8 protein-coding genes and 1 riboswitch are annotated in these 13,740 nt (G+C 50.6%); of the genes, 2 read left to right on the top strand and 6 right to left on the bottom strand.

Annotated elements, in window-relative coordinates:
• Nucleotides 1-5 precede the first annotated feature (5 nt).
• Nucleotides 6-4,736 carry a 2-hydroxyacyl-CoA dehydratase gene (locus Q0X25_RS00950; protein ID WP_298578468.1) on the top strand — a complete coding sequence of 1,577 codons (4,731 nt, stop codon included), beginning with the start codon at nucleotides 6-8 and terminating at the stop codon, nucleotides 4,734-4,736.
• 267 nt (nucleotides 4,737-5,003) lie between these two features.
• Here the strand turns inward: Q0X25_RS00950 and Q0X25_RS00945 are convergent, their stop codons facing one another.
• From Q0X25_RS00945 to Q0X25_RS00920, 6 genes are all read right to left on the bottom strand, one after another.
• Nucleotides 5,004-5,798 carry an energy-coupling factor transporter transmembrane protein EcfT gene (locus tag Q0X25_RS00945; protein WP_298578465.1) on the bottom strand — a complete coding sequence of 265 codons (795 nt, stop codon included), beginning with the start codon at nucleotides 5,796-5,798 and terminating at the stop codon, nucleotides 5,004-5,006.
• Nucleotides 5,782-7,674, bottom strand: coding sequence for an ABC transporter ATP-binding protein (locus tag Q0X25_RS00940; protein ID WP_298578463.1), 1,893 nt, complete (start codon nucleotides 7,672-7,674; stop codon nucleotides 5,782-5,784). The genes Q0X25_RS00945 and Q0X25_RS00940 overlap by 17 nt, the downstream gene beginning before the upstream one ends.
• A 9-nt stretch (nucleotides 7,675-7,683) precedes the next feature.
• The gene (locus Q0X25_RS00935) at nucleotides 7,684-8,277 is read right to left on the bottom strand and encodes an ECF transporter S component (RefSeq protein ID WP_298578461.1); all 594 of its coding nucleotides are present in this window, start codon (nucleotides 8,275-8,277) and stop codon (nucleotides 7,684-7,686) included.
• Nucleotides 8,278-8,281: 4 nt separating this feature from the next.
• Nucleotides 8,282-8,416, bottom strand: a riboswitch (FMN riboswitch).
• Nucleotides 8,417-8,751: 335 nt separating this feature from the next.
• Nucleotides 8,752-9,999 carry an SPFH domain-containing protein gene (locus Q0X25_RS00930; RefSeq protein ID WP_298578459.1) on the bottom strand — a complete coding sequence of 416 codons (1,248 nt, stop codon included), beginning with the start codon at nucleotides 9,997-9,999 and terminating at the stop codon, nucleotides 8,752-8,754.
• A 157-nt stretch (nucleotides 10,000-10,156) separates the two neighbouring features.
• Nucleotides 10,157-11,593, bottom strand: coding sequence for a hypothetical protein (locus Q0X25_RS00925; protein ID WP_298578457.1), 1,437 nt, complete (start codon nucleotides 11,591-11,593; stop codon nucleotides 10,157-10,159).
• A gap of 203 nt (nucleotides 11,594-11,796) precedes the next feature.
• Nucleotides 11,797-12,648 (bottom strand): hypothetical protein, encoded by an 852-nt coding sequence (locus Q0X25_RS00920; protein WP_298578455.1) that lies wholly within the window; start codon nucleotides 12,646-12,648, stop codon nucleotides 11,797-11,799.
• Between the two features lie 154 nt (nucleotides 12,649-12,802).
• Here Q0X25_RS00920 and Q0X25_RS00915 point away from each other — a divergent pair.
• The coding region (locus Q0X25_RS00915; RefSeq protein ID WP_298578453.1) for a Na+/H+ antiporter NhaA at nucleotides 12,803-13,740 on the top strand (938 nt) is incomplete at its 3' end.

Genomic DNA, 13,740 nt, shown 5'->3' with positions numbered 1-13,740 from the left:
GTATCATGACCAACACTACTTCTAGCAATCGCGCCCAGGCGGCTGCCAAAGAGCCGCTTGAGCTTGTGCAGCACGATGCCGAACTTGTTCCGCGCAAAGCAGACCTGTCGCACGCTCGTCTGCGCCTCGGTATTGATGTTGGTTCAACAACGGTCAAGCTTGCCGTGGTAGATAGCCAAAACCACTTGGTATATGCCAACTATGAGCGTCACCATACTGATGTTAAAGCGACAGCTCGTGCTTTGTTTGCTCGCGCACGCAAGACCGTAGGTGACGTGCCTATGCGCGTTGCTATTACGGGCTCGGGCGGTATGTTGCTGGCTGAGTGGCTTGACTTGGAGTTTGTCCAGGAAGTTATCGCTTCCAAGCGTGCGGTTGAAGCTTTGATTCCTCAGACTGACTGCGCTATTGAGCTTGGCGGCGAGGACGCAAAGATTATATTTTTTGATAACGGCATTGAGCAGCGTATGAATGGTACCTGTGCAGGTGGTACGGGTGCCTTTATTGACCAGATGGCTTCACTCCTTGAGACTGACGCACCTGGTTTGAACGAGCTCGCAAAGTCTGCAACACATATCTATCCCATCGCGAGTCGTTGTGGTGTTTTTGCCAAGTCTGACGTTCAGCCTCTGCTGAACGAGGGAGCTCCTCGTGAGGATATCGCGGCATCGGTCTTTCAGGCTGTAACAAATCAGACGGTTTCTGGCCTTGCCTGCGGACATCCCATCCGTGGCTATGTTGCCTTCCTCGGTGGTCCTTTGCAGTACCTCTCTGAGTTGCGTCATCGTTTTTATGAGACCTTGCACCTTGATGAAGAGCACCGTGTGTTGCCCGAAAATGCTCACCTCTTTGTGGCAACGGGTGCTGCGATGGCAGGCGAGTCTCACAAGCAGGTCAGCTTTGCTCAGGTTATCGATGCGATTGATAATCTGGGTGATACTCAGGGCTCTGAGGTCGAGCGTCTTGATCCGCTTTTTGCCCTCGAGCAGGACTATCAGGAATTCAAAGCCCGTCATGACAAGCAGGTTGTACCCAAGGGTAGTCTCGAGGGTTATCAGGGACATGTCTTTATCGGCATTGATGCGGGTTCAACTACTATCAAGTCCGCAGTAGTTGGCGAAAGTGGCGAGCTACTTTGGACATGGTATGGCAATAACAACGGCGACGTTGTCGGTATGGCACGCAAAATCATGGATATGATTTACGACCAGTTGCCCCAAGGCTGTTCTATCGGCCATGTAACCACCACGGGTTATGGTGAGGGAATTTTGCAAGCAGCCCTTAGTGCGGACTCGGGTGAAGTCGAAACAGTTGCTCATCTGCGTGGCGCCAAAGCTTTTGTCCCTGATGTCGATTTTATTCTCGATATTGGCGGCCAAGATATGAAATGCTTGCAGATCAAAGATGGCGTTATTGAGCACATCAGTCTCAACGAGGCATGTTCTTCGGGCTGCGGATCCTTTATTGCAACGTTTGCCGACTCGATGAACATGAGCGTACAGGACTTTGCCAAGGCGGCAGTTTTGGGTACTGCTCCTGTTGATTTGGGTTCACGCTGCACCGTCTTTATGAACTCCCGTGTCAAGCAGGCCCAAAAAGAGGGAGCTACCATTGGTGACGTTGCGGCAGGACTATCCTATTCGGTCATCAAGAATGCCCTCTTTAAGGTCATCAAGCTGCGTGATTACGACGAGGTTGGCAAGTATATCGTCGTTCAAGGCGGCACCTTTATGAGTGATGCAACTCTGCGTGCTTTTGAGCTGCTGACGGGTCGCGATGTGATTCGTCCTGATATTGCAGGTGTGATGGGTGCCTTTGGCGCTGCTCTGCTTGCCCGCGATCGAGCAGGTCAGACTGGTGTTTCGAGCATTTTGCCGCGTGAAGAGATTGATGCTTTGAAGGTGAAGCACACCAATGTGCACTGTGGCCTTTGTGCCAACAACTGCTTGTTAACCGTTAATAGCTTTGGTAAGGGTCGTAAATTCATTACGGGCAATCGCTGCGAGCGTGGTGCCGGCAAAGTCAAAAAGGAAAAGACTCAAAAGCCTGCACCAAACCTCTTTGCCTTCAAAAACAAGCTGCTCTTTGAGCGTGAGTCGCTCGCTATTGAGACGGCTCCTCGCGGCACCGTGGGTATTCCACGTGCACTCAATATGTATGAGAACTTCCCCTTCTGGCATGAGTTCTTTACATACTTGGGCTTTTCGGTTGTGCTCTCCGATCAGACCAACAAAAACACCTATGAGGCGGGTATTGAGTCGATGCCCTCTGAGTCGGTGTGCTATCCCGCCAAACTGAGCCATGGCCACATCATGAATCTGTTGGCTAAAGATCCCGATTTCATTTGGATGCCTTGTATTCGTTGGGAACGTCAGGAAGATGAGCATTCGACCAATCACTATAATTGCCCGATTGTTATGAGCTATCCGCAGAGCTTAGAACTTAATGTTGATGAGCTTTCGGATCCGTCGGTCGAATATATGGCACCTTTTATTCCTTATGACAACAAGCGTGAGCTCAAGCGCCGCCTGTATGAGTTGGTTTCAATTCAGCGTGAGGCTGATGCTAAGCAGGGCAAGGGTCGCTTTAAGGGTGCACATATCACTCGTGCGGAGATTGATGATGCGGTTAATGCTGCTTGGGAAGCAGACCTTGAGTTTAAGGCGCAGATGCGCAGCAAGGGTGACGAGACCCTCGCTTGGATTGAGAAGACTGGGCGTCATGGCATCGTTGTTGCAGGTCGTCCGTACCACAATGATCCAGAGATCAACCATGCCATTCCTGAACTCATCTCTGGTTTTGGTTTTGCCGTGCTTACTGAGGATTCCGTTGCACACAAGATGGAAATTGAGCGCCCGATTCGTGTTGTTGACCAGTGGACCTATCATAGTCGTCTCTATCGTGCTGCTCGTTTTGTTGCGTCGCGCAATGATTTAGATCTTGTGCAGCTACAGAGTTTTGGTTGTGGTCTGGATGCTCTTACCACCGATGAGGTGCAGGAGATTCTAGAAGACTCGGGCAAGATTTACACCAACCTAAAGATCGACCAGGTATCTAATTTGGGTGCGGTGCGTATCCGTATTCGTTCATTGATGGCGGCCCTGCGTGAGCAAGAAGCTGAGCTCAGACGTCAAACAGCCGCAGGCTTGGTCAAAGAAGAGCAGCCTCAGAATGTCTACTTGGCAGATGGCTCTTTAGAGCACGCACGCCCGACAGATCTTTCTCGTCGCAGCCCCGTCTATCGCAAGGCGGCCTCTGCTGCCTTTAAGAAGGTTCGCTTTACCAAAAAGATGGCTCAACAGGGCTACACCATCTTGGCGCCGCAGATGAGCCCCATTCACTTTGATTTGCTTGAGCCCTTACTGCATGATGCTGGTTTGAATCTTGTGTTGCTGCCCTCTGTTGATCACGGTGCCGTTGAAACTGGCTTAAAGTATGTCAACAATGATATTTGCTATCCTTCAATTTTGACCGTAGGCCAGCTGATGGAAGCAGTTCTTTCTGGCAAATATGACCTTGACCGTACAGCGCTGCTCATCAGCCAGACGGGCGGCGGCTGCCGTGCTACCAACTATATTGCGTTGATTCGCAAGGCGCTCAAGGATTCTGGTCATGAGAATATCCCCGTTATTTCTTTGGCGATAGCAGGCGGTTTGGATGAGGATAATCCTGGCTTTGACGTGCTCAAGCCCAAGTTTTTAATGCGTGCGGTATATATTTTGCTGTATGGCGATCTGTTGATGCAACTGCTGTATCGTGTGCGTCCCTATGAGGCCGAGCGTGGTGCTGCTAACCGTCTCTATGCGAGCTTTAATAGTCGCGCTCGCGTGCAACTGGTGCACTGTAGCCGTAAGGAGTTCTTCCGTCTGTGCCGCGATACGATTGAAGCCTTTGATGCGCTACCTCTGGTCAATGACCGCAGCAAACCTCGTGTCGGTGTGGTTGGTGAGATTTTAGTTAAGTTCCATCCTACGGCAAATAATGAATTGGTCAGAGTTATTGAGGAGGAAGGCTGCGAAGCCAACGTACCTGGTTTGGTGGACTTCTTCCTATATGGCTTTGCAAATCCCATTACTGGTCGCCGCGAGCTTGGGTCGTCTGCAGTGACGCGCGCGCTGCATGGCACGGGTATCAAGCTCATTGAAAGTATTCGCAAGTCTATTGATCAGATGCTTATGAAGTCTGAGCGCTTTGAGCCCTACGAGCCCATTATGTCTTTGGCCGAAAAAGCCAGCCGCGTCGTTTCGCTGTGCAACAACATGGGTGAGGGCTGGCTCTTAACCGCCGAGATGATTGACTTGATTGAGCACGGTACCTCTAATATTGTGTGCGCGCAGCCATTTGCTTGTCTTCCCAACCATGTAGTAGGCAAGTCAGTTATCAAACGCTTGCGTCAGATGTATCCAGAATCCAATATCGTCGCGGTCGATTATGACCCTGGCGCCTCTGAGGTCAATCAGCTCAATCGTATTAAACTGATGATTTCAGTCGCCAAGGAAAACTTCAAAGAAAATGGTAGCTTCAAGCTGCAAAATGATGACGACCCAACCGAGCGTCAGGATTGGCCCGTCTTTGAGGAACATCGCCGCCCTGGTCAGTTGGATGATGCAATCGTGAATGAGGGTGGTCGCTGCAGCACTGATAGGGGCCAGGGAACAAGTCATTACTCGCTACATTTGACTGATGAACAGCTCGCAGAAATTGAGCGCGCTAAGGTTGAGGCCGGCGTGAAGTAGGTGATGAGTGCTGTTAGTGATGAGAGCTGCTTGACCTTTGCAAGCCTCAATGAGGACTGCTTGCTTTTAGGTTCTGCTTAGTAGTATCGCCAGACGTTGCAACCTCAGGTTGCAACGTCTATTTTTGTAAGCATTCTACCTGTGTATATATAGTACTTCTGCAGCTAGACGCTCTGGTGTTGCAACCTCAGGTTGCAACAGATTTGCTGTGGTAAAAAGCAGGGCAAGTTTGCTAGATAAGGGTTTCAAAACATAGGGCTGGGGAATTTAGGCAATATAGATAAGGGCTACCACAAATGAGCAGGTTAAAATTGCGCAGATGAGGTCACGATGCTGGAATCTGAGAGGGTGCAGGTGAGTGCGCTGCGCGTTTCCCTCATAACAGCGGGCATCCAGTGCGCGCGAAAGATTGTTGGCATGACGGAGAGCGCTTGCAAAAACAGCAACCAAAAGAGCGGTCAAAGCCTGTATGCGCAGCCCTAGCTTTCCCGAAGAAAGTGCAGCTCCACGAGATTCTTGGGCTTCAGAAATAGTTTGCACATCATCAATCAGTGTGGGGATAAAGCGCAGCATCAGTGCGAGCACCATCGCAATCTCATGTCCTGGCAGACCTATGCGCGACAGGGGTGATAACAAAGAATCAAAGGCATCTGCGATGGCGGTGGGGGTAGTAGTACGTGTTGTTAGAGAGCCAACAACCAGTGCAATGGCAAAGCGGGTGGGATAGAGAAGAGCTGCCCACACGCCATGGCTGGTGATATGAACGCTTCCCAACGTGAGCAATACCATACCTGTCTTGATGAAGAAGAGATTAAAAAGCCCCAAGATGGCAAGCAGAGCAAGTGCGGGGCGAATCGAGCGCAATACAGCTCGAGGAGAGATTTTGCTGCTTGTGAGAATGGTTACGGTAGCTGTCAGTGCAAGTATCAGCTGCTCCAAAGTAAATACCGTAAAGGTGGCAATGACAAAGATAAGCCCACAGCAAAGTTTGGATCGGGGGTCAAGATGATGCAGCCAAGAATCGCCCGAGATGTATTGTCCAAGACTAATTTTGACGGCCATCCTGCGCCTCCTTTGCAATAAACTTTGAGGCGAGGCTGTCTGCCAACTCATCAATGGTAAGCGGCTGACCCAACTCGTCTGCTTGAATAACCCCCGCCTCTTCGCATTTGATTGCCCACTGCAAAGCCAAAGGTAAGCCGAGCCCGCACGACCTTAGTTTTTGTTGATGTGCTCGGCAAAAAATCTCCTGAGGACTGCCTGTGGCAAGTAGCTGCGACTGGTTAAGTACATAGACAATTTGAGAGATAGCGGCGTCATTCATTGAATGTGTGACCTGCACGATGGTCACTCCTTGAGCGTTGAGCTGCAAAAGCAGGCGGTATAGCTCCTGGCGCCCCTGCGGGTCAAGTCCCGCCGTTGGCTCATCAAGCACGAGTACCTCGGGTTTTATAGCAAGTACACCAGCAATCGCGCACAGACGTTGCTGGCCTCCCGAAAGTTCAAAAGGAGAAGCCGTGCGCTTGTCTTGTAGCCCGCAAATCTTGATTGCCTCCTCAACGCGCTTTTGTACTTCCTGCGCGGAGAGTCCTAGATTGGAAGGACCAAAAGCTATATCTTCTGCAACGGTATTGGCAAACAGTTGGCGTTCGGGGCGCTGCATAACATAGCCGACGCGTGACCTGAGCTTTGCGCGCCATGCGCGTCCGCGACGACCGTGACCTCCACGTGCACTATCGTGTCCATCAATGAGCACTCTGCCTTCATCAGGTAGTTCAAGGGCACAAAGCAAACGAAGCAGTGTGGATTTGCCCGAACCAGTTTGGCCTACGATAGAAACCCGACTGCCTGCAGGAATTGAAAGAGTGATATTTTCTAACGCTTTGCGCTCTGGAGTATAAGAAAAACCCAGCTGCTCTGCTGCGAGAACGGAAACAGACTGCTCTGCTGCGAGAACGGAAACAGACTGCTCTGCTGCGAGAACGGAAGCAGTGCGGGGGACTTTTGCACTGCTTTTAGCGGGAGCTGCTGCTGATATGGCTTTTAACTTACCAAGCTCTGCAAGGAGCTCTTGGTCTGTAGAGACCCAAGGAATCGGCAGTCCGCGCTCGCGTAGTGTGTGCGCAAGACGAGCAGCAAAAGGCCATTCAAGCCCTAGGGCAGACAGTTCATTTTTCTGAGAAAAAATTTCGGCAGGAGTACCTTCCAGCGCAATTTTGCCGTGGTCAAGTACGATTACACGGTCAGCGCTGAGAGCTTCTTCCATGTAGTGAGTGATGTGAGCAACCGCGACTCCCGCAGCGCGCAAGCGGTCCATTACATGCAAAATTGAGCGACGCCCGCGTACATCTAAAAGCGCCCCTGGTTCGTCAAAAACGATTGCCCGGGGCTCCATTGCGAGTGCACCAGCAATGGCAACACGTTGCTGTTGGCCTCCCGAAAGACGACGCGGGTCTGCATGGGCATAGGCATCAAGAGCAACGCGATGCAGTTCCCGCTTTACACGAGCAGCAATTTCGTTGCTGGGAACACCAAGATTTTCAGGACCAAAGGCAACATCTTCTTCAACAACGCTCGTTACAATCTGGTCGCCAGGATTTTGGAATACCAGGCCAATGCCACGGCGTGCACGGCGATAGGCTTCCAAATCAATCTTTCCGTCTTGGCAGACCTGCTCGCCCAATAGGCATACATCACCTGAGTCAGGTGCCAGCAAGCCACACAGCACTGATGCCAAGCTTGACTTGCCCGAGCCATTCGCACCCAAAATGCACAGGCGCTCACCCGCTCGCAGTTCGACTGAAATATCGTCTAGTGCGTAAGTGCTTTTGTTGTGAGCGTCATCATAAATGAGGCTGACATGGTGTGCAACAAGCAGTGCGTCTCCTTGCGCGTGTTGCTTGGTAAGGGTGTTGTTGCCAGTAAGAGCTTTGGTCACGATAGCTCGCTAGCCTGCGATTGCTTTGGAGATGGGCTTGTAAATAAGAGCTGTAATACCTGAAGTCAAAACTACTTTGAGCAGGTTAAAAGGCAGTAAGATAGGCAGAATCATCGCGATAACATCACGTATAGCGATGGGCGTGTAAAGTGGCGTGATGACGAGGTTTGCCAAAAGGCACACAACGATAGAGCAGATGCTACCAACAATCATACCTATGATTGCGCCACGCATATTGAGCTTGTGCCAATAGATTGCCGATGCTGGTGCAACAAGCGATACTAACGAAATAATTGCCATGAGAACACCGTAGGGGTCAAAGGCAAAAAGCAGGTGGACAAGCCAGCTGAGCACGGCAACAAGAACGCCAGTGCCTGGTCCAAAAGCAAAGCCTGCAACGAGTACTACTATGCCAGAGGGGTCAAAGCTCAGCCAAGGCGCGGGCGGAAAAATGTGGATTTCAATGAAGCTGGTTACGAGGGCAACTGCGCAAAGGATGGCTAACGTAGCGATGCGTTTGGTTGACCACGATCCGCCTTGGGTAGTTGTTGAGTGTGTATCGTGACGATTTGCAGATAAATGCTGCGAGGAAAAAGTTGCCATAATGGCTCCGTTTCTTCCATCCGGACTGTACCGTTGGTCCTGGAGTTACACCAGGTCTGCCGCAATGCGGCTCGCGGACTGGGGGGACATGAGCCCCGTCACCGCCAGTGGGGAATTTCACCCCGCCCTGAAACTGACAAGTTGACTATACCCGTTTTGTACTGCTTTTGTGCGCGCGAATGGGGAAACTTTGAGTTGGAGCAGCGCGTGCTGGTGTCGGGTTGATGAGCAGCGCATGTTGGTATCGGGTGCGTGTAGGTGGAAGAGCGTCTGGTAAACCAGATGTGGGGAGCGCGCAAACAAAGTCATATTGATGGGCACAAAAAGCCCCGACGAGCAGGAGTATCGCAGGTCGGGGCATCGGATGTATACGGAATGCTGTGCAGATGCAGAGTGTCACTACGAACACGGGATATTGCGCGGATATGCAGCAATGCGTGCGCACAGCGACCGAGCTGCAGCCGCTTTGCTTAACTATGCGCGTGGGCTTCCACACTCAGAGCAGAACTTACCCGTGTTGGCAGCGCCACATTTGGGGCAGGTCCACTTGCCAGATGCTGCCGGTTTGGGCGTGCCGCATTCAGCACAGAACTTGCCTGTGTTGCTAGCCCCACAGTTGCTGCAGGTCCAGCTACCAGCGGGCGCCTCTGTGGGTGCGGGTGTCGGTGCCGCAAAGCCACCGCCTGCTGCGGTCTGGTACTGATTGGTCGGCGTTTGGCCAGGAGCCTGAGCGTAGGTTTGCTGAGCGCCCATACCAGTCATTCCCGCCATATTCATACCCATAAAGCCGGTCATAGCACCTGCCGTATTGCTGGCAGCAGCACGCATTGCATCGGCTTGAGCACCCGCCAAGGCGGCGGCACGCATACTGGGATCGCGCATCGTAGCAGACTTCTGCAAATCCTTAATCATCTGCTCGTCTTCGGGTGAAGCAGAAATTGAATTAACGCCAAACTCTGCAATTTCAATACCGCGCAAATCGCGCCACTTGCTACTTAGTTGCTCGTTGAGAGCTTCGGCAAGTTCGAGGGTGTGTGCAGGAACTGCGCTATAGCGGATGCCCATGCCAGAAATCTTTGCAAAGGCAGGCTGTAGGGCTGTTAGCAGCTCGCTTTTGAGCTGTGCATCTAGGCGGTCGCGCGTATAGGGCTGCTCAACATTGCCGCAGACATTCTTATAAAAAAGCAGGGGGTTGGTAATTTTGTAGCTATACAGACCATTGCAGCGAACGGAAATATCAACATCAAGACCGATATTATTGTCAACCACACGGAAGGGGACAGGTGATGCGGTTCCATACTTGTTGCCAATAATCTCTTTGGTGTTGAAATAGTACACACGCTGGTCATGGCCAGTATCGCCGCCAAAGGCAAAGCGTCCGCCGATTTGCTCGAACATCTTTGTGATGTTCTCACCAAGGTCACCAGAGAAGAAGGACGGTTCGCTGGATTGATCGTAGGTATACTCGCCAGGATCGCCGCAAAAATCAACGATAGCTCCCTGGTCTACGATAATCATTGCCTGGCCATCGTTAACGATGATACGTGAGCCATTGGTGATGATGTTTTCCTCACCGTGAACATTAGAGCTACGTCCGCTGGTACGTTTTTGACCCTTGACGGCAAGTACATTCTCGGGCAAAGAATCGCAGTAAATCATTTCTTTCCAGCTGTCAGCTAAGACGCCGCCCGCTGCTCCTACTGCTGCCTTAATTAGACCCATTGTGGCCCCTTTCGCTAATCCGTCGTCGTCCGTAGCGCTTCGGATTCCCTTACATTCCAAGTACCCGACCTTGCGGTTTGGTGCTTGTCCTTCCATCGTTTTTTGGGTATGAGGAACACCTTTAGCATACCCAGCTTACTGCCATTTGTGTCATACGCTAATTATTGGAACGTTCAATGTGCGTACGTGTGACACGGGTGGTGACATAGCGATCCGACTTCTCGCTGAGCTCTAGAGGAGTCGAGATATACTCAGCAGCTTCACTTCGCTCATGCGCGGTTTTCATTTCGGCATAAAACATCCAGCAGATTCCCGCTGCAATAGCTGCGCCAACACCTATAACCGCTGGCCATAGCAGGCTGTCGTCAGCCATATCGAGCAAAAATATACAGATAGCCCATGTAGCTGCCGCCGCGAGCAAGAATATGCCAACAAACCAGAGGGCAACTTTGAACTTATCTACTGGTAGATTTCCGATAAAGCGCCCTGTTTGGCCGTTCATGGCAAAAAGGTAGTCATCGCCCTGCCATTGTGTATGGAGCAGCCACACGGGAAGCAAGGCGTAGTGCAAGTCTTTCCAACTCACCTGTGCTTCACCAGATTTAAGAGATACGTTGCCATAGCCTGTGACTGTTGCTTGCAGTGAATCGAGCATTGAGTGCTTCATGCGCTGCTCTACGTGAGCCCGACACTCAGTCGCCTCAAGGTCATAGCGTTCGGCCAAATATCCTGTGAGATATGCCGTTGAGAAGTCTGTCAGCTCGCCGTAATCAAAAGGCTCGATAGCGTCCATATGTGCATTTGGCATCTTTGATGAACTGTCAGCAGGTACTCGTGAAAACGCTAGGCTACCTGCACGTCTCACATCGTAGATATCAGTTTTGGTAATGCGATAATCTCCCGAGATATAGCTGTGAGTATTGGTAGCCTCAAAGCTTGCGCGCCCCGAAGCGTGGGAGTCATACAGCCAAAAGGGAACGTAGACACCCTGAATATGTGCGATGCGGTTATTTGAAGCAAAAGCTTTGGGCAAGAATTTCTTTCCCTTGTAGTAGCTTGCTAAAGCTGCCTGAGCATCGTCATGTTTCACTCTAAAGGGAATGACCATCTCGGGTTTTGCACCAGCGGTCAGCGCTCCAGGCACTACCGCACTGCTTCCGCAATACGGGCACTCTGCCACCGCTTGGCTTGCATCAACCGTGAGGGCTGCACCACAAGATGAGCAGGTATAGGTTCTCAGTCCTGCTCGTTCACTCTCGTTCCAGCTTGCACGATCAAGAAAGGCCTTGATAGGATCAACTTCGTGTGCCGAAACTTCGCGCGCATCTGCAAGGGATTCGGCTACCGTGCGCTTGCCTTCACCAGCAACCCTACCTGCAACTTCGTAATCACTGAGTGTGCCCGCTGCAGCTTGTTCATCGGTAGCTTCTGCAGCAGAGTCTGCCCGTTGTTGTTCCTGCGCATAAAGTGCTTCGATTTGTGCCACGGTAAAAGTTGAGTCGCAAAAATCGCAACGGAGTTTGGCAAGCTCGCCGTCGTAGCGCATTGACCCGCCACATGCAGGGCAATGGTAGTTGACAGTCTCGTTAGGCATGCAAACTCCTTTTACGTGCTCGTAAATCTTCTTTAGTATGACCTTTACAAAGCGCTCGCGCTAGCTGGAGTAGCAACGTGTCGGCGAACTGGCAGCGCAGCCAAGCAAAACAAAAGGTGGCTTGCTGAACAAAAAGAGCGGTGCACATCCAAAAACCGAGTCTGATGTGCACCGCGCAACGATAGGACAAAATGGCCCGTTAGCTAGCCCTTCTGTCCATACTTAAACTCATAGGTGCCAATGGCGTTGTAGTCATCATCGGTAACTTCAAACTTACCGTCGATATTGGCGAGTTTTTCGGTGCCTCCGCCCAGATTATCTTTGGTGAAATAAAGGGCTGCATCGGTATAGGTGCCTGCTTTAATGTTTTCATACATGGATGGATCAACCATCTTTCCATCGACTGACCAACTACCATATGAGCAGGAAATCACCAGGTTTTTATCGCTTTTGTTGGTAACCTTAAACTCTATGATGGCATCGCCAAAGGTGTCGTCATACATCTTGATAGCTTCAATTTTTACGGTGTCATCATCAGCTACTACGCTATTGATTTCTTTGACATTTTTCTCATCGTCATCGCCCTTCGAGCTGTCAGGTGCAACTGCTCCACCTTTTTCTGAGCCAGAAGCAGGCTTGTCTGATTTGTCATGCTTTTTGCCCTTTTCAAAGACCATGGTGGTCTTTTCACCTTCTACGGAAAAACTCACTTTGCCATCTTTGAGGGTGAGAGATTCAGTTTGCTTTTCTCCTTCCATGGTGACATCAATTTGTGTGTTACTTTTAGCCTTCCAGGTAAGGGAAATTTCTTCCCCAAAGACATTAAAGGTGCCTTTACCATCTTTTTCTATTTCAAGATAGGTCTCAAGACCAAAGTCATTCATACTTTTGACATCTTCGTGGCTGGCACCATTGTCGCCGGTAATTTCGTATAAATCCCACGTGCCAATAAAGGCACTCGCGTCCGCAGAGGAGGCTTTCCCACCGCAGCCGACTAGCACAAAGCAGAGCAACAGAGTTCCCAAAAGCAGGCTGATAATTCCTCTATGCTTCATAATGACTCCTTTCTCGCGCCTATATGCATATCGGCAGCATGCAGGCTCTAGCGTCTAGCAGAAAGCTGCTTTAGGATATTTTTGAAAAGGAAGAAAAAAGAAACTAGAGCAGAATTACTCTTATTCAGCAAAAAATTTCTCGTGGAGTAGAGATATGAGTGAAAAAAGAAGGAATAAATACACGTCTCTCATTAGCCAGAGCAAGGCTCAAGAGGCACGCCACTATGCTGCGCGCATTTACGACGAAGATGCGGTCATACGTCGCATCGGCCAGCGCAGCGCCCTATCCGAGCTCAGCTCAAGCTCAACGATAGCTGCTGCAGTGATGGTCTTTGCTGCAGTGCTGGCCGTTATGGTTGCCAATTCTCCACTTTATGAAACAGTACGCCATGCAATTGAAGCGCCGCTAATGGTAGGTGTGGGACGGGCTGCTGTTGAAATCAGTGCCGAGCAATTTGTCAATGACTTTTTGATGGCCATTTTCTTCATGCTGGTAGGTGTCGAGCTTAAGTATGAAATGACCGTAGGGCAGCTGCGTCACCCCCGCCAAGCTGCGCTTCCCATGCTTGCTGCTGTTGGAGGTGTTGTCGTACCTGCAGTTATATATCTCATCTTTAATCTGCACGGTGCACACCAGGGTTGGGCTACTCCTATTGCAACAGATATTGCTTTTGCACTGGGAGTCATGAGTTTGTTGGGTGATAAGGTTTCTTTTGAAGCAAAGGTTTTTTTTCAGACACTTGCTATTGCAGATGACATTTTGGCCATTGTGGTATTGGCACTCTTTTATGGGCAAACCATTGATGTGATGTGGACAGCAGCAACTTTAGGAGCAATTTTTGCACTTGCTTTGCTTAATCACGCAAAGGTGTATTCGCTCAAACCCTATGTGTTTGTGGGTCTCATATTATGGCTTTGCATGTTTAACTCGGGTATTCACGCTACGTTGGCAGGCGTTATTTTGGCATTTTTCTTGCCTTCGCATTCTGATGTTCAGCTTTCTGCGCTGCGAGGATGGTTGGATGCGCAGGCCATTGAGCTTGATCGTGACTACGATAGTCAAGAACATATTTTGGGTCAGCATGATTTCAC

It is taken from the genome of uncultured Olegusella sp. (assembly GCF_947253395.1).
Lineage (GTDB): Bacteria > Actinomycetota > Coriobacteriia > Coriobacteriales > Atopobiaceae > Olegusella.
This window is presented reverse-complemented; position numbering and strand designations above follow the sequence as displayed.